The organism is Streptomyces sp. NPDC096311 (genome assembly GCF_044763085.1).
Classification (GTDB): Bacteria; Actinomycetota; Actinomycetes; order Streptomycetales; family Streptomycetaceae; genus Streptomyces.
Genome location: NZ_JBIWFN010000039.1, coordinates 15,506 through 29,517, shown reverse-complemented (window position 1 = coordinate 29,517; position 14,012 = coordinate 15,506). Strand labels below are relative to the sequence as shown.

Here is a 14,012-nt window from a genome sequence, read left to right as displayed (position 1 = left end):
TCGCCGCCCTTCCCTATGCCCTTGAAGGAGAGCCCACCGATGATCCGCCTCGGACCCCTGCGCGGCCGCTTCGCCCTCGCCCGCAACGCCTTCGGCCGCGTCGCCACCGTGGCCGGCACCGGCGCGCTCGCCACCGGCGCCTTCACCCACGACGTCTACGGCCCCTCCGTCCTGGCCGCCCTCGGCTGCGCCGGATGGGGCGCCCTGTGGTCCATCACCCTGCCGCGCGACGCGGCGGGCAACACCGCGATGGGCCTGTACCTGGCCCCCTCGCTGTCGATGGCCGCGCTGCTCACCGCGCAGCGCATCGTCCCCGGCATCGACTGGTACTGGCAGCTGCTCGCCGACGCCGGATGGAGCGCCGCGGTGCTGTACGTGCGCCCGGCCCGCATGGCGCGCGTCCTGGTCGGCCGCGAGAAGTCGCTGACCCCGGAAGCGATCGAGCAGACCCAGGTGCTCCTGGCCGCCGACACCGTCCAGGCCGGGCCCCAGCACCCGATGGCCACCTTCTGGGCGCAGCACGTCGCCATCGAGGGCGGCGCCGCCCCGAACACCGTGCTGGAGCAGATCGAGCGGACCGGCGACGACTCGATGAGCGCCGTCATCCGCTCCACCCTCCCCGGCAAGCCGGTCCCCAAGATCGACCTGCTGGAGCTGTCCGCGGCCATCAACTGGCCCGAGGACGACATCGCCATCACCCCCGTGCCCCGCCAGGGCGCCGGAGTCCGCCGGCTCACCGTCGGCCAGGCCCCCGAGCAGGCCATGGACCTCTACACCGCCTGGGAGAAGCTCATCGCCCCCAAGGGCATGCCCGGCACGGTCATCACCGCGATCCGCACCGTCGACATCCCCGACGAGGAACCCAAGGAGCTCCCCGCATGAGCAGGATCTTCGAGCTGACGGTGGAAGCGCCGCCCGGCGACATCATCAGCTACCACCCGATGCGCCTGGCCGACGCGCTCGGCATCAAGGACGTCAACCGGCTCGCGGTGGAGACCAACGGCACGTCCAAGGCGCTGGTCACCATCTACCCCGACGACCCGCTCGCCCAGGTCATCCTGGCCGACCCGCAGCTGCTCGTCATGGACGCCAAGGGCCGCATCTACATCGGCCGCTACCACAACGGCCGTGCCTCCCTGCTGCGCCTGTACGACCCCAAGTCCGGCTCCGCGCAGCGCCTGCTGCTGTTCGGCACCACCGGCGCGGGCAAGAGCACGGCAGGGCAGATCATCCTCGCCGCGATGAAGCGCTCCGGGATCGCAGTGCTGTACGCCGACCTCAAGGGCGGCCAGTCCGCACCCGAGGCGTTCGGACAGAAGGAGCACGGCGACGACGGCAACGTCGCCTGGCGCGTCACCACGCAGGAAGGCACCATGGCGCAGCTGCGCACGACGTGGCTGACCATGATGGACCGCCAGGACCGCTACGCCCGGATGGGCCGCTCCAAGTTCCTCAAGGACCGGCCCGACCCGCTGATCTACCAGATCATCGACGAAGCCAACCGCCTCCTGGAGAAGGGCGCCCCCTACCGGGACGAAGCCACCTTCTACATCAAGGACATCGGCCGCACCGGCCGCTCGCTCGGCATCGGCATCGGCCTGTTCGCGCAGGCCGGCCACCTCGAGGAGATGGGCGGCAGCGACACCCTGCGCGCCATGCTCAAGGAAGGCGAAGTGATCCTGCTTCGCTGGACCAGCTCGATGATGAAGCAGCTGGTGACCGACGGCCTGCTGCCCACCGGGATGGTCCTCGCCCCGATCCCGAAGTACGCGGGCGAAGTCGACCTCGTCTCGCAGTTCGACGAGGACCACGAGGACGACGACCTGCCCGGCACCCAGGGCACCTCGTACAACGTCAACGGCCGCTACCCGTCCCGCAAGATGCGGTTCTGGAACATCGGCTCCGAGATGCCCACCGAGGGCCTGGACCCGGAGGTGCTGGAGCTCTACGGCCCCGGCGCCCCTGCCGAGATCGAGCAGGACGCCTGGGACCTCATCGGCGACGCCTACGGCCAGCGCCTGGACGGCATGGAGGCGTACCGGGCCGTGTTCCCCGAGCCCGAGGAAGACGAGGACGGCGAAGGCGGCGGGGGCGGAGGCAAGAAGAAGAAGGGCTCCGGCGGTTCCGCCGGCACCCGGGCCGCCTCCCCGGTCCCGGCCGCGGCGGCCAAGCCCCGCGCCCGCACGCTGCGCGACCGCGTCCAGGCCGTCCTGGACGCGCACGACGACCCGCTGGACGCCCTCCAGGTCCTGGAGCTCGTCAACGAGGACGGCGGCCGCACGGTCCAGCTCGGCAGCGTCCGCAACACCCTGACCACCCTCAAGAAGTAACCCCTCGCCCTCCGGCCGGGCCGGGCCTCGCGCCCTGCCCGGCCGCCGGCCCTCCCCGAAGGAGTTCCCCGCCGTGGCGCTGACCGTCTCCCTGGTCGTCTTCGCCGGAATCATCGTGCTGGTCCTGCTGCGCACCGGCTACCTGCGACTGTGGCCCGCGCTCGCCGCCGTCCTGTTCGGCTTCACCCTCGCCTCCACCGGCATCGCCCCCGCCATCACCGGCGGGATCAGCAGCGTCGCCGGATGGATCAGCAGCATCGGATAGCCCAGACCCACTCCCCCGCCCTTCGCGCCCTCCCCGCCACCACGGCCGGGAGGGCGCACCCGTACCCGAACGGAGAACACCATGGACTTCCACCCCACCCCCGGGCGCCCGATGACCGACTACGAGGCCGCCGTCGAAGCCAAGCGCATCCTGGACGCGAACTTCCGGCCCGAGCAGCCGGACCACCAGCAGCCCGTGCGCCACTTCCCCACGTCGTTCCGCGACGAGAGCCCCGTCCCCGCCTACGGCGACACCCCGCCCGTCCATCAGGACGACCGCCGGATCGTGCCCGCCTGGGCGGCCGGGATCGCGGTCGCCTCCATCGGCGTCGGCGCCGGAGTCACCGGCATCGGCTGCGGTGCCTGGCTGGTTCTGCAGGGCCTCGCCTCGGTCACGCTGAACAGCGTCTTGATGGTCACCCTGCCGTTCGCCGGCCTCGCCATGGCCGCCACCGCGATCGGCGGCGCGATCAACCGCGCCCGTTCCGCCGTCACCAAGAACGTCTACGAGGCCCCGGTCACCATGCAGACCGAGATCAACAACAACACCACCACGCGCGGCATGTTCTTCGCCCGCACCCGCAACGACGTCCGCTGAGCACCGGGCACCCTGCGTCGTACTCGAACCCCGCCCACACGGCCGGGAGTCGAGTACGGGGCAGGCCGCCCGGAGCAGCCGACGCGATCAGTCGTCGTCCAGGTAGATCAGCAGGCGGCCGTACTCATCGACCTCCGCCTCATAGATCACGCCGTCGACGACCGCATGGTCGACGACCACCTCGAAGTCGTCTTCGTCGTCGATCCACAACATGCCGTCGTCGTCCGTGAACGCCGGATAGATCACCCCGTCGGCGATCACCGAATCGAACTCGACTGACATCGCGCCCCCTTGCTGCTCCCTGGCCTCGCCCAAGCCTGTCGCACCCAAGGCCCCGGCAACAGAGCCATTCCCATCCCGTACGCAGCGTCACCGCCTCGAAGGAGAAGCCGACCATGACCGACCACAACGACCGCACCCCGAACATCCCCGGTCAGCGCCAGGAGCTCCACCACGACCAGGACCTCAACCTCCCGCCGGCCCCTGCCCCGGCGGGCGACCACCAGGGCGCGAAGCTGCCCCAGTTCGCCGCCGCCCGCGAATGGTGGGACCACGCCTGGGAGACCGGCGGCTTCCTCCACCAGCGCTGGGAGGACGTCCGCCAGGTCCCCGAGCTCGGCTGGCACGGCATGGCGAACTGGGTGAAGGCCGCGCTCGGACTCGCCGGGATCTGCGCGGTCATCATCCTGCTGGACGGCGCGACCGACGTCCTGGCCACCGCGCTGCACGACCTGCTGACCGCCGTCCCGCGCGTCCAGGTCGGCACCGACACCTCCGACGGCATCTTCGCCGTGGTCGACCAGCCGATCCGCTCGTACATCGCGGCCCACTCCGCGACGCTGCCGATCAGCGCCTCCACCGTCTACACGCTCTGGCAGATCGTCGGCCTCTTCGGCCTGGTCGGCGGGTTCTTCCGCAGCAGCGGCGCCCGCATCACCTGGACGGCCTGGGGCGCGGCCAGCATCGCGATGGTCTACAGCGCAGCTCCCGCCGACGGCCGCACTATCGCCACCGGCCTCGCCGTCCTCGCCTGGACCGCCGCCTCCGCGCTCGCACTGCGCGGCCTGAGCCTGCGCCCGTCGCTGTTCATCCACACCGCCGCCCCCACCATCGACATCCGCCCCGAGATCCGCGTCCCCGTCCCGGCCGCCCCGCCCGTCGACGACACCCCGGACAACGTGCACCCGCTCACCAAGCGCTGACCCGTCGCCCTGCCTGGTCCTCGCCGCCCCTACGCGGGCGAGGGCCGTACAGGCCGCCCGGCCACCCGCCACCACCCACGCCCCGCCCGCGGACCTTCCGCCGGCGGGGCACAGCACTGCCCGCCACCCACCCGATGGAGGACATCCGTGCTCATCCCCCGCCCGCGCCGCCGCATCGGCCGGCCCCGCCCGCAGCGCCCCGGACCCCGCTACCCGCAGTACCCCGCCCGGCTCCCCGGTACCTGGAGCCGGTGATGCCGCGCCCTCGGAAGAAGAGGCGCCGCGAGCTCAAGAGGGTGCCGCGCAGCACGGCGACGCTCGAAGAGTTCGACCGGCGCTCGTGCCCCGAGGGCCTGGTCACCCGCAGGCAGCTGCGCGAGCGGGGCCTGAGCCCCGGCGGGCACGGACCGGTCGCGGTCCTGCGCTGCAAGGGGTGCGCGTACCGGCCCGGCCAGTCGTGCAACCACCCGACCAGGGGCTGGCTTTACGACCTGGCGCTCGCCCGGCCGAAGCGCGTGCCGACGATGGCGCAGGAATGGGCGCTGGACCGGGCGATGGCCGCCAGGTCCACGTGCCCGGAGTGCAAGCGCCGGTACTACTTCTGTCTCCCGCTGCGCACCCAGGGCTGCTGCGACCCGTGCGCCCGCGGCTATGAGCCCAGCCCCGACACGTACTTCGCGTCCACGGCCCCGGTGACCCACCGGCTCGCCGCCTGATCAACGAATCCCGTCAAGGAGCGTCACCATGCCGCTGTTCACCCGCACCGCCGCCCCCGCGCCCGAGACCTGGACGCCGGAGGGCACGATCGTCTCCCAGCGCTTCCGGGCGCTGGAGGGCGCGACGATCCTCGTCTACACCGGCGACACCGACCGGGGCAGCGCCCACTACGCCGTCGCTTGCCTCGGTTGCACGCACCGCGCGGACCGCAACAGCGTCGGCAACGTGATGTCGGAGGCGGAGGCCGCCCAGGGCGCAAACGCCCACGCCGCCATCTGCCGGGCGGTGCCGCGCGGCGTGCCCGCCCGCCCCGACGACCCCGAGGCCGCGAAGCTGATCCGCTCCCGGCTGTGGGCGCGGCGCTACGGCACCAAGCCGCACCCGGTGCGGCTCTCGGAGTTCACCGCGCTCCGCGTCGACCTCCAGCGCTCCACCGACTGGATCAAGGCGCTGCTGGGCGGCATCGCGCAGGCCGACCCCGGCTTCCTCGCCGCGACGCCCGCCGCCTCCGGGCAGGGCACCCGTTTCACCATCCAGCCCTTCGACCGGCCCTGACGGTGCGCGCCCGAACCGCCGCCCTGCTCGCGGCGGCCGTGCCCGTCACGGTCGCCGCGGCCGCCGCCGTCCTCAAGGCCGGCCACTGGGAGCTGTACGCCGACCGGCACCGCATCCGCTTCACGCCCGTCGCCCGCCGTTCCTGCCCCCACTGCCGGGGCGCGGGCGGCTGGTGGGTCGGCGGCCCGTTCCCGGAGATGGACGCGTGCGGCTGCTGGTCGAACCGGCGCGAGCTCCGCATCCGGCTCCTGCCCGTCCCGGCCTGGCCGGACGAACCCCCGTTCTGAAACGGACTCCGCTCCCGGCCACACATGGCCGGGGGCGGAGTCCGCTCACGGGTCGGCCGCAGCATCGGCAAAGAGGCCGGCCGCCCCGCTCCCCCGTCACCCGGAAATCCGAGATCAGGAGAACCCCAGCATGCCCCGTCTCTCCCTCACCACCGAGCGCCTGGCCCTCTTCGGCACCCTCCTGGCGACCTTCGGCGAGCTGCATCCTGCCTGTGACCACTGGGTCCAGGGCTCGAAGACGGCCTCGCGGAAGCGGCTGTACGGCGAGGACCTGGTCCACGCCGACGGCTCCCCCGCCACGCCGGGCTCCACCCGCCCGACCATGACCACCAGCGAGCTGGGTCGTCGTGCGGTGGCCTGCCACGTCGCCTCGTACACCGCCGTACAGCTCGGGGCGACCGTCGCGATCACCCGCGCGTTCGGCTACCGGGTCACCCCGGCCGCGCTGCTCGCCGGTGCGGCCATCAACGCTGGAACACACGCCGCGATCGACCGCGGAGCGCTTTTGCTGTGGCTGGCGAAGAAGACCAAGAAGACCGGCTACATCGAGCACTGCAAGGCCGCCCGCGTCGACGACGACGGCAAGGCCACCTCCGAGCTCACCGGGCCGGGCAGCGCGTGGATGGAGCTGGATGCCGCGCTGCACCGCGCGATCGGCGTGGGCGCGGCCGCCGTCACCGTCTGGCTCACCACACGCCCCGGCGCCCGCCGGTGACCCGCACCCGACTGGACCGCGTACAGGCGGCCGCCGGAATCGCCAAGCTCGCCCTCCAGCAGATCGAGGACGAACTCACCGGCGACGTCGGCGCCCAGGAGCTCGCGCAGATCCTGCGCGAGCTCCACCACGAGGACCACCGCCAGGACGGCGTCCTCGGCTCCCTCGCGCAGCTGCTCACCGTCGCCGCGCAGGCCGCCGGACGCATCGAGCCGGACCGCGACGGCGAGATGTCGTGCCCGCTGCACGAGGCCGCGGCCCTCATCACCGAGAACGCCGGCCTGCAGACCTACTACGCCACCCGTGCTCTTGACCCGCAGGGAGAATCCGCATGAAGACCTTCCGCCTGGACAACGCGCTGCCCGTCGACACGACGATCCCCGACCCGTCGCTGGTGTGCCTGATCGGCGCGGCCGGATCGGGCAAGAGCACGTGGGCTGCCACCTGGCCCGCCACGCAGGTTCTGGAGCTCGACAGGTTCCGGGCCCTGGTCAGTGACGACGCCGGGTGCCAGGAAGCGACCGAGGACGCGGTGTTCGCGCTCCAGGCCGTCCTGGAGGCGCGCCTGGCCCGCCGGAAGATGACGGTGGTCGACGCGACGAATTGCGAGCAGGCCGTGCGCGCGAACCTGATCGCCACCGCCCGCCGTCACGGCGTGCCCGCCGTCGCGCTGGTCGTCCCCACCCCGGCCTCCGTGTGCGTTCAGCGCCAGGAAGGCCGACCCGCGAACCGGCGAGTGCCCGAGCACGCTGTCCTCGCGCAGCACGCCGCCATGGTCGACGCGTTCTCCGGCCTGCCCGCCGAAGGCTTCGATCACGTCGTCGTCGCGGAGAACATCTACCGCCTCCAAGAGCTGCTCCAACGGGTCAGCGACGCCCGGTGCGCAGACCTGGGATGGAACGACGGCGAGGGCCTGGGCGACCTGCTCCTGGTCCGCCGCTACTTCGGCCCCGAGATCCTGCCGATGTGGCGCTGGCGCGACGGCTCGCAGCTCGCCGGCGGCGACCGCGTCGCGGAGATCCGCCTCGGAGCGGACCGCATCGTCCTCGCCCAGCGCCCCGACGTCGACGGCGAGGGCGACGTCGGCTTCGACGTCCTGGTCGGCTGCCCCTTCGACGACGAATGCGAAGGCCAGGCGTGGGCGCCGGTCTACAACGTCACCGACCTCCTGCGCGCCCTGACCGGCGAGCTGATGAACGACCCGGACGTGCGCTGCACCCTCCACGGCCCGGACGACAACGACGACCAGGACGACGACCCCGAGGGCCGCGCCGACCTTGAGGCGCAGGCCATGGAGGCGATCAGCGAATGACCACCCAGCGCCCCGCGTGCGGGTGGGACCAAGCCGTCTCCCGGTGCGGCCGGTGCGGCGCCCAGCACACCACCACGACCGAAGCCGACTACCTCAAGGCCGTAGGCGCTCACGGTGACGCCCACGCCGTGTGGGACCGGCTGAACCCGATCGAGCGCGACGGGATCACCTCGATCCTGCGCACCATCCTGGCCGCGCCGGACCTCGCCGTAGAGCTCCTGGCGCTCGCCGACCGGCAGTCGGCGGAAGACAGCACCCGGTGAGCCGGGCCGCTGACGGGCCGCACCCCCACCCGCTCACCCCGGCCGACCTCCCCGACGGGGACGACTGGTTCCGCGGCTGCCCCGACTGCCACCTCCCGATCCAGGGCGGGGGCGCGGGCCTGGCCGCGCACCGCCACACCGTCCACACCAACTCCGGCGACCCGCGCATCCCGATCACGATCCGGCTCGATCTCTGACAAGGAGAACCCGATGGCTGCTGTCCTGACCACGACCGACACCTTCGCCGCGCTCGACGCCTGCTTCACCGCGGACCTCGCCGCCCTCACCGGCAGCGAACCGCCGCGCAGCCTCGCCCCGGCCCGGTTCATCGATCTGGTCGAAGAGGTCCGCGACCTCCTCGCCGACTCCCGCCTTCCCCACTACGAGGACGCCAGCGACGACCTGGACCACGCCGCCGACTACCTCACCGACGCACTCACCAGCCCGGACGGCGACCAGCGCTCGCTCCTGGCCTCGGCGCGCACCCACCTGCGCGACGCGATCGGAGCGGCCAACTGCCCCATCTGAGTTGAGCGCACTCCGTGCCGCCCCGGCCCTGCACCCGCAGGGCCGGGGCGGTCGCGGTGGCCCCTCAACACAGAGAGGAGATGGACGTCATGACCAAGCCCCCGTACTACGAGGTCGACGTCCCCATACGCAGCACCGAGACGCCCGGCCTGGAAGGCGTACACGTCTTCACCGGCTGGGCGGACAGCCGCGGCGCCGCCGTGAAGGCCGCGCACGAGGTCTACGACGCGGCACGCACTGCGGCGCAGGCCGGACAGGAGATTCCCCACGGGCGCCCGGACGGCTGGTGCGCCTGCGGATACCGGCCTGGCTGGGAGCTCGACTGGCCCGCCGCGACGGCCGGCCCCTGGAGGAGCCCGTACAGCTGGCTCAACTCCAAGCCCTTCGAGATGTAGCTCTGCCCCGGGACAGCCGCTCTGCTTGACCGGCTTCGACGACTGCCCCGGGCCCATCCATCCCGTACGAGACGAGACGGAGAACCCAAGTATGTCCTCCCTCCTGCGCGTTCAAGGCCGGATTGGCCAGCGCACCCTCTTACTGACCACCGCCGCCGTGCCGTTGACCGGCTGGGCGGTTCACGCGACGGTGCTGCTCAGGCAGAGCGCCCGCAAGGACAAGGACCCGCTGACCGGCCTGCTGCGCCGCGACGTCTACACCGCCCGCGCCCGCCGGATCCTCGCCCGTCACGGTGACGACACGGTGCTGGTCATGGTCGACGCCGACCACTTCAAGGCCGTGAACGACACGATGGGCCACCCGGCCGGGGATGCTGTCCTCGCGGCGTTCGGGGCCCGGCTCACCGCTTGGGCGGGCCCGCGCGCGTCCGTTGGCAGGCTCGGGGGCGATGAGTTCGCCGTGGTCCTGGAGCTGAAGGCCGGCCGCCGCGCGCAGCGCCTGGAGCAGCTGGTGCGGATGCTGCACACCCCGGTCGTCCTGGACGACGGTCGGACCGTCGACGTCGCCGCTTCGGTCGGCGCCGCGGCCCCGACCTCGGTCGGCTCCCGCGACCTGACCGTGTTGCAGAGGGCCGCCGACGCCGCTCTCTACGACGGCAAGCACTCCGGCCGTGCGGTCCTCGCGACGGCGCAGCACCGCACGGTGCCGTCCATCAACGGCCGCCGTGCCGGGCGTCCGGGCACGGCCCTGTGGGGGCGGGCCGCATGAGCGCCGTGACCCTGCCCGAGGGCGACTGGATCCGCGGCATCAGCATCCGGCAGCCGTGGACCACCGCGATCCTGACCGGCGCGAAGACGATCGAGAACCGGCCCCGACCCTGGCGGCCCGGCTGGGTGCTCCTGCACGCGAGCCAGCAGATCGACCGCCCTGCCCTGCGCCTGCCGTTGGTCGCCCGCACGATCCGAGGCCGCGAACTGGTCACCGGCGCCGTGGTCGGCGTCGCCCGGATCACCGACTGCCACCAGGACCCCGACGGCTCCCCGCCCTGCACCCAGTGGGCGCAGGCCGATGCGTGGCACGTGGTGCTCGCCGACGTCCAGGAGCTCGCCCTGCCCGTCCCCGTCGGCGGGCAGCTCGGTCCCTGGAAGCCGACGCCGGATCTGCTGGAGCAGGTGTTCCAGCAGCTGCCCGGCTTCCGGCCGTGACCACCCGAGGCAAGAAGAAGCAGCCGTTCGAGCCGGGCCTGGTCCCGGCTCCCGGCGCGCTCCTCGAATGGCGCGACAGCCAGCACTACGACCGCTGGCAGGACCGCCCCTGCGCGCTGTGCAACAAGCCCACGCCGATGCGCTCCCACTCCGGGGAGCCCGTCCACAAAGCGTGCGCTGAGGACTGGATCGCCGCGAACCCCGTTGAGGCCCGCCGCGAGGGCCGGTTCGCCTCCGACACCCAGCCCAAGAGCACCAAGCGCGCCAACCACGCCTGAACCCCTCCCCTTCGGAGGTCCCCATGAGCAGCACCGACCGCGACGTCGACCACGCTCTCGCCTACCCCGAACCGCCGGCCTCCCCGCTCTGGCACCGCCACGGCGGCGCGACGGTCCGGCCCCTCACTCCCGCTGAGCAGAAGCGCAACTACGAGCTCCTGGCGCTCGCGCAGCGCGCCCCCCGCCCCCGCTCCCCTCGCCCCACCCAGACCCTGGCGGAGGCCAGCTGATGGACACCAAGCACTGCGCCGTCGACGGATGGGTCGACGCGATCCCCGCTCCCGGCCCGAACCGCACGGCGATGTTCGACCTGACCGTTCGCCCCGTCGACGCGGACACCCTGCCCGAGGACGCCCCCGACACCGTCGTCTCCTGCACCGCCAAGGACGCCGGGATCGTCCACGAGCTGCTGACCGGCATACAGCCCAGCGACCTGCTGCGCGTCACCGGCACCCTGGTCCAGCCGTCGACGCCCGGCGAGCCCGCCCGGCTCACCGTGGACGTCCTCGAGGTCCTGGACACCGCGCTGCTCCCCGTCCTGCGCGAGATGGTCATCGACCGGTACGCCGACTATGTCGTCGTTTTCGACGGGGACTACGACCAGGTCCCCGTCTTCACCGCGAGCGGCCGGTGGGTCGGCCTGGCCGACAACCCCGACGCCATCGCCACCCTCATCGACAACGACCAGCGCGTGAACGGCGGTGACGCCTGATGGCCACCGTCACGCCCTCCCGCACCGTCTTGGAGCGCTTCCCCGCCGGAGGCCCCCGCGGCTCCTGGCCGGCCGAAGCGTACGCAGCTGCCCAGCGCGCTCAGGGCACCGACGCCCGGGTCGTGATGGACCTCGGCAGTGACCAGTTCCTCGTGGTCACCGACACCACCGCCCACTGATCCACTTCACCGAGAGGTGCTCATGACCGAGACCGAGACCACCCGCTACACCGCCGACGTGGTCGCCCTGACTCCCGACGGCAGCGTCCTGCTGATCGAGCGCGACTGGCCGCCGTTCGAGGGTGCCTGGGCTTTGCCCGGAGGCCACCAGGACGAGGGGGAGACCAGCCGCATGGCGGCCGCCCGGGAACTCCTGGAGGAGACCGGGGTCCGCGTCGACCCCGACCAGCTGCGCGAGATCGGCACCTGGGACCAGCCGGGCCGCGACCCGCGCGGCAGGTACAGCACCGACGCCTACCTCGCCGTCGTCCCCGCCGGCACCCGGATCGTCGCCGGGGACGACGCCCGTACCGCCCGCTGGTGGCCCCTGGACGCCCTGCCGGAACGACTCGCGTTCGACCACGCCGACATCCTCCGCGCGGCCACGGCCCCCAGCGCCTGAACACACCGCACGCACCGCGACACCGGAGCGCCGCGCCCGACCTCCTCGGCCGGACGCGGCGCTCCCCCGTTCCCACCACCCGTCAGCAATCCGAAAGGTCCCGCGTGTTAGCCACCCTCATCACCGCAGCGCTCGCCATCGTCGCCACCCTGCTGGGCGCGATCGTCTCCGGCCGTTTCCAGGAGCGCGCCGCCGAACGGCAGGTGCGCGTCAGTCACGGCGAAGCGATCCGCCGCGACCGCCTGGAGGCCGTCACCGCCCTCGCCTGCGCCGCCTCCGACCACCGCACCGCGATGTGGATGCGCGGCGACGCCGTCCTCAAGGGCGCCAGCCCCGACCGGATCGAGACCCTGCGCGGCGAAAGCCACATGACCCGCAGCGCCGTCACCCGCCCGCTGGTCGCCCTCCGCGTCCTCTTCGAGGACCAGGCCGTACGCGCCGCCGCCGACCGCATGATCACGCTGACGTACGCGATCCGGGACGCGTACGCCACCACCGAGGACCTGACCGCCGCCCGCGAGGCCGCGAAGAACGCGCACGACCAGTTCGTGAACACCGCCGCTCGCTACCTGAGCCCGACCCTGTCGAGCGGCCCGGCCCACCTCACCCCTGAGCAGGAGTCCACCCGATGAAGCGACCCTTTCGCCGCTGCGGCAACGCCGGCGCCCTCTCCCCCGAGGATCAGGCCGTCGTCGACCAGTTCCGCGCGATGCTCGCCGCCGTACGCAACCCGCACCCTTGGGCGCCTGGCGGTTCCCAGGACATCGCCGTCAGGATCGGGCCGTTCGTCGAACGCGCGCACACCCGGCCCGGCGACGACCACGGCCCCGAGATGATCGCCGTCGCCCTGGTCCACCCCGACACCCCGCACGCCGCGGGCTACCTCCACGGCCGCCAGCTCGGCTATACCGAACGCGGCTGGCTGCGCTGCAACACGACGTCGATCCTCGGCACCTGGCAGCCCGGCTACGCGATGCTCACCCACGCCGCCGCGAACCTCCCCCTGCCCGACGACGTCGGCATGGAGCTCGCGCACTACGCCCTCTACATCGAGGCCCGCAAACGCGACGACAGCCTGGACGGCTTCACCCTGCTGCGCCTCGGTCCGTACACCCAGACCCGGCACGCCCAGCAGGACTACGACCGGCTCACCGCCGCGCTGGACGGGCGTGAGACCACCCTCGTGCCCGGCTTCCGCGTTGGCGCGCGGTTCGGACCGTTCGACGTCAGCGACCACAAGCTGTTCACCGACCCGTACGAGGCCGACGCCGTGGCGCTCCTGGACGCCGCTGTCGCGGGGGTGACCGCGTGACAGCCCCGGCCCTGTACGAGATCGAGACCAGCGAGGGCGACGACGGCACCCCGCACCCCGTCGAACAGCTCTGGACCCCCTGCGCCGACGACGCTGCCGACAGCGGCTTCGTCGCCCATCGCAGTCTGTACGTCACCGGGATCGACGACGCCATCGACGATCACCTCTACCCGGTCGCGTTCATCGTGCTCGGGCACCAGGCATGGAGCGACGTCATCGAGGCCGCCGCCGCGTACATGGCCCGCGTCCACGGGTGGCGGAACCTGCATTTGTACCCGGGCGACGACCCCTCGGTGCTCATCCCCCGCATCCCGCGCGCGGTCCACACCCACGGCGTCTTCTTACGGCACCCGCACCCGGACCACGGATGCGCCTGCGAGTGGGACGACACCTGGCGGATGGTGTGGGCGCCGGCCGATGAACCCGGCGCCGTCCCGGTCACCGTCCTGCGGCACCCCGCCGCCCTGGTGACCACCGCCGGCATCCCCAACCCCGACGAAGACGGCACGCCCGCGACCTGGGCGACCTGACCCCTGCTCCACCCCCTGGGCGACCTGACCCCTGCTCCACCCGAAGCCCTGCCTCCGGCCCCGTGCCGGAGGCAGGGCTTTTTTCGTTTCTGGAGTCGGAGCCGTCAACTCCGCGCCGTCCGGCACTCGATGGATCATGAGCCCTGAAATGGACTCCCCAAATGGGGAGCGATGCTCGCAAGCCAGT

The 14,012-nt window shown here is 72.5% G+C and carries 26 protein-coding genes; 25 read left to right on the top strand and 1 reads right to left on the bottom strand.

Annotated features, from left to right (window positions below):
• The first annotated feature begins 39 nt into the window (after positions 1-39).
• From ACIRA5_RS51080 to ACIRA5_RS51065, 4 genes are all read left to right on the top strand, one after another.
• Entirely contained in the window at positions 40-882 is an 843-nt protein-coding gene (locus ACIRA5_RS51080) for a hypothetical protein (RefSeq protein ID WP_366503142.1), read from the top strand.
• Positions 879-2,330, top strand: coding sequence for a transfer protein (locus ACIRA5_RS51075; RefSeq protein ID WP_403704840.1), 1,452 nt, complete (start codon positions 879-881; stop codon positions 2,328-2,330). The genes ACIRA5_RS51080 and ACIRA5_RS51075 overlap by 4 nt, the downstream gene beginning before the upstream one ends.
• 73 nt (positions 2,331-2,403) lie before the next feature.
• Positions 2,404-2,595 carry a hypothetical protein gene (locus tag ACIRA5_RS51070; protein ID WP_403704838.1) on the top strand — a complete coding sequence of 64 codons (192 nt, stop codon included), beginning with the start codon at positions 2,404-2,406 and terminating at the stop codon, positions 2,593-2,595.
• 81 nt (positions 2,596-2,676) lie between these two features.
• On the top strand, positions 2,677-3,192 hold the full coding sequence (locus tag ACIRA5_RS51065; protein WP_366503139.1) for a hypothetical protein: 516 nt from the start codon (positions 2,677-2,679) through the stop codon (positions 3,190-3,192).
• Between the two features lie 87 nt (positions 3,193-3,279).
• Here the strand turns inward: ACIRA5_RS51065 and ACIRA5_RS51060 are convergent, their stop codons facing one another.
• The gene (locus tag ACIRA5_RS51060) at positions 3,280-3,474 is read right to left on the bottom strand and encodes a hypothetical protein (RefSeq protein ID WP_365234098.1); all 195 of its coding nucleotides are present in this window, start codon (positions 3,472-3,474) and stop codon (positions 3,280-3,282) included.
• A 113-nt stretch (positions 3,475-3,587) separates the two neighbouring features.
• On the opposite strand from ACIRA5_RS51060, the gene ACIRA5_RS51055 reads away from it, so the two are divergent.
• From ACIRA5_RS51055 to ACIRA5_RS50955, 21 genes are all read left to right on the top strand, one after another.
• Entirely contained in the window at positions 3,588-4,394 is an 807-nt protein-coding gene (locus tag ACIRA5_RS51055; RefSeq protein ID WP_403704834.1) for a hypothetical protein, read from the top strand.
• Positions 4,395-4,648: 254 nt separating this feature from the next.
• Complete coding sequence (locus ACIRA5_RS51050) at positions 4,649-5,110, top strand: RRQRL motif-containing zinc-binding protein (protein WP_366503137.1); 462 nt, start codon at positions 4,649-4,651, stop codon at positions 5,108-5,110.
• A 28-nt stretch (positions 5,111-5,138) separates the two neighbouring features.
• Entirely contained in the window at positions 5,139-5,666 is a 528-nt protein-coding gene (locus tag ACIRA5_RS51045) for a hypothetical protein (RefSeq protein WP_366503135.1), read from the top strand.
• Positions 5,663-5,953, top strand: a complete 291-nt coding sequence (locus ACIRA5_RS51040) for a hypothetical protein (protein ID WP_403704895.1) — start codon at positions 5,663-5,665, stop codon at positions 5,951-5,953. The genes ACIRA5_RS51045 and ACIRA5_RS51040 overlap by 4 nt, the downstream gene beginning before the upstream one ends.
• Positions 5,954-6,083: 130 nt before the next feature.
• A complete protein-coding gene (locus ACIRA5_RS51035; protein ID WP_403704829.1) occupies positions 6,084-6,668 on the top strand; it encodes a hypothetical protein in 585 nt (194 codons plus the stop codon).
• Entirely contained in the window at positions 6,665-7,003 is a 339-nt protein-coding gene (locus ACIRA5_RS51030) for a hypothetical protein (RefSeq protein WP_366503132.1), read from the top strand. The genes ACIRA5_RS51035 and ACIRA5_RS51030 overlap by 4 nt, the downstream gene beginning before the upstream one ends.
• Positions 7,000-7,980 (top strand): AAA family ATPase, encoded by a 981-nt coding sequence (locus ACIRA5_RS51025; RefSeq protein ID WP_403704826.1) that lies wholly within the window; start codon positions 7,000-7,002, stop codon positions 7,978-7,980. Before ACIRA5_RS51030 ends, ACIRA5_RS51025 begins: the two co-directional genes overlap by 4 nt.
• Entirely contained in the window at positions 7,977-8,243 is a 267-nt protein-coding gene (locus ACIRA5_RS51020; protein WP_366503130.1) for a hypothetical protein, read from the top strand. The genes ACIRA5_RS51025 and ACIRA5_RS51020 overlap by 4 nt, the downstream gene beginning before the upstream one ends.
• Complete coding sequence (locus ACIRA5_RS51015) at positions 8,240-8,440, top strand: hypothetical protein (protein ID WP_403704823.1); 201 nt, start codon at positions 8,240-8,242, stop codon at positions 8,438-8,440. Before ACIRA5_RS51020 ends, ACIRA5_RS51015 begins: the two co-directional genes overlap by 4 nt.
• A gap of 13 nt (positions 8,441-8,453) precedes the next feature.
• Positions 8,454-8,771: a hypothetical protein gene (locus ACIRA5_RS51010; RefSeq protein WP_366503128.1), complete on the top strand. Its 318-nt coding sequence runs from the start codon at positions 8,454-8,456 to the stop codon at positions 8,769-8,771.
• 89 nt (positions 8,772-8,860) lie between these two features.
• Positions 8,861-9,166, top strand: a complete 306-nt coding sequence (locus ACIRA5_RS51005; RefSeq protein WP_403704820.1) for a hypothetical protein — start codon at positions 8,861-8,863, stop codon at positions 9,164-9,166.
• A 91-nt stretch (positions 9,167-9,257) separates the two neighbouring features.
• On the top strand, positions 9,258-9,935 hold the full coding sequence (locus ACIRA5_RS51000; RefSeq protein WP_403704817.1) for a GGDEF domain-containing protein: 678 nt from the start codon (positions 9,258-9,260) through the stop codon (positions 9,933-9,935).
• A complete protein-coding gene (locus ACIRA5_RS50995; protein WP_366503125.1) occupies positions 9,932-10,372 on the top strand; it encodes a hypothetical protein in 441 nt (146 codons plus the stop codon). The genes ACIRA5_RS51000 and ACIRA5_RS50995 overlap by 4 nt, the downstream gene beginning before the upstream one ends.
• Complete coding sequence (locus ACIRA5_RS50990) at positions 10,369-10,650, top strand: hypothetical protein (RefSeq protein WP_366503123.1); 282 nt, start codon at positions 10,369-10,371, stop codon at positions 10,648-10,650. The genes ACIRA5_RS50995 and ACIRA5_RS50990 overlap by 4 nt, the downstream gene beginning before the upstream one ends.
• A gap of 23 nt (positions 10,651-10,673) precedes the next feature.
• Entirely contained in the window at positions 10,674-10,880 is a 207-nt protein-coding gene (locus ACIRA5_RS50985) for a hypothetical protein (RefSeq protein WP_366503122.1), read from the top strand.
• The gene (locus ACIRA5_RS50980) at positions 10,880-11,362 is read left to right on the top strand and encodes a hypothetical protein (protein ID WP_403704812.1); all 483 of its coding nucleotides are present in this window, start codon (positions 10,880-10,882) and stop codon (positions 11,360-11,362) included. The genes ACIRA5_RS50985 and ACIRA5_RS50980 overlap by 1 nt, the downstream gene beginning before the upstream one ends.
• Positions 11,362-11,541 carry a hypothetical protein gene (locus tag ACIRA5_RS50975; protein WP_403704810.1) on the top strand — a complete coding sequence of 60 codons (180 nt, stop codon included), beginning with the start codon at positions 11,362-11,364 and terminating at the stop codon, positions 11,539-11,541. The genes ACIRA5_RS50980 and ACIRA5_RS50975 overlap by 1 nt, the downstream gene beginning before the upstream one ends.
• Positions 11,542-11,563: 22 nt before the next feature.
• Positions 11,564-11,983, top strand: a complete 420-nt coding sequence (locus tag ACIRA5_RS50970; protein ID WP_403704807.1) for an NUDIX domain-containing protein — start codon at positions 11,564-11,566, stop codon at positions 11,981-11,983.
• Positions 11,984-12,087: 104 nt separating this feature from the next.
• Entirely contained in the window at positions 12,088-12,615 is a 528-nt protein-coding gene (locus ACIRA5_RS50965) for a hypothetical protein (RefSeq protein WP_366503120.1), read from the top strand.
• Entirely contained in the window at positions 12,612-13,295 is a 684-nt protein-coding gene (locus tag ACIRA5_RS50960) for a hypothetical protein (RefSeq protein ID WP_403704804.1), read from the top strand. The genes ACIRA5_RS50965 and ACIRA5_RS50960 overlap by 4 nt, the downstream gene beginning before the upstream one ends.
• Positions 13,292-13,825, top strand: a complete 534-nt coding sequence (locus ACIRA5_RS50955) for a hypothetical protein (protein ID WP_403704801.1) — start codon at positions 13,292-13,294, stop codon at positions 13,823-13,825. Before ACIRA5_RS50960 ends, ACIRA5_RS50955 begins: the two co-directional genes overlap by 4 nt.
• Positions 13,826-14,012: the final 187 nt, after the last annotated feature.

Excerpts from the sequence above, each read along its gene's own strand:
- ACIRA5_RS51080 (WP_366503142.1), top strand. The coding sequence starts at position 40 with ATGATCCGCCTCGGACCCCTGCGCGGCCGCTTCGCCCTCGCCCGCAAC.
- ACIRA5_RS51075 (WP_403704840.1), top strand. The coding sequence starts at position 879 with ATGAGCAGGATCTTCGAGCTGACGGTGGAAGCGCCGCCCGGCGACATC.
- ACIRA5_RS51065 (WP_366503139.1), top strand. The coding sequence starts at position 2,677 with ATGGACTTCCACCCCACCCCCGGGCGCCCGATGACCGACTACGAGGCC.
- ACIRA5_RS51060 (WP_365234098.1), bottom strand. The coding sequence starts at position 3,474 with ATGTCAGTCGAGTTCGATTCGGTGATCGCCGACGGGGTGATCTATCCG.
- ACIRA5_RS51055 (WP_403704834.1), top strand. The coding sequence starts at position 3,588 with ATGACCGACCACAACGACCGCACCCCGAACATCCCCGGTCAGCGCCAG.
- ACIRA5_RS51050 (WP_366503137.1), top strand. The coding sequence starts at position 4,649 with ATGCCGCGCCCTCGGAAGAAGAGGCGCCGCGAGCTCAAGAGGGTGCCG.
- ACIRA5_RS51045 (WP_366503135.1), top strand. The coding sequence starts at position 5,139 with ATGCCGCTGTTCACCCGCACCGCCGCCCCCGCGCCCGAGACCTGGACG.
- ACIRA5_RS51035 (WP_403704829.1), top strand. The coding sequence starts at position 6,084 with ATGCCCCGTCTCTCCCTCACCACCGAGCGCCTGGCCCTCTTCGGCACC.
- ACIRA5_RS51025 (WP_403704826.1), top strand. The coding sequence starts at position 7,000 with ATGAAGACCTTCCGCCTGGACAACGCGCTGCCCGTCGACACGACGATC.
- ACIRA5_RS51020 (WP_366503130.1), top strand. The coding sequence starts at position 7,977 with ATGACCACCCAGCGCCCCGCGTGCGGGTGGGACCAAGCCGTCTCCCGG.
- ACIRA5_RS51010 (WP_366503128.1), top strand. The coding sequence starts at position 8,454 with ATGGCTGCTGTCCTGACCACGACCGACACCTTCGCCGCGCTCGACGCC.
- ACIRA5_RS51005 (WP_403704820.1), top strand. The coding sequence starts at position 8,861 with ATGACCAAGCCCCCGTACTACGAGGTCGACGTCCCCATACGCAGCACC.
- ACIRA5_RS51000 (WP_403704817.1), top strand. The coding sequence starts at position 9,258 with ATGTCCTCCCTCCTGCGCGTTCAAGGCCGGATTGGCCAGCGCACCCTC.
- ACIRA5_RS50995 (WP_366503125.1), top strand. The coding sequence starts at position 9,932 with ATGAGCGCCGTGACCCTGCCCGAGGGCGACTGGATCCGCGGCATCAGC.
- ACIRA5_RS50985 (WP_366503122.1), top strand. The coding sequence starts at position 10,674 with ATGAGCAGCACCGACCGCGACGTCGACCACGCTCTCGCCTACCCCGAA.
- ACIRA5_RS50980 (WP_403704812.1), top strand. The coding sequence starts at position 10,880 with ATGGACACCAAGCACTGCGCCGTCGACGGATGGGTCGACGCGATCCCC.
- ACIRA5_RS50975 (WP_403704810.1), top strand. The coding sequence starts at position 11,362 with ATGGCCACCGTCACGCCCTCCCGCACCGTCTTGGAGCGCTTCCCCGCC.
- ACIRA5_RS50970 (WP_403704807.1), top strand. The coding sequence starts at position 11,564 with ATGACCGAGACCGAGACCACCCGCTACACCGCCGACGTGGTCGCCCTG.
- ACIRA5_RS50960 (WP_403704804.1), top strand. The coding sequence starts at position 12,612 with ATGAAGCGACCCTTTCGCCGCTGCGGCAACGCCGGCGCCCTCTCCCCC.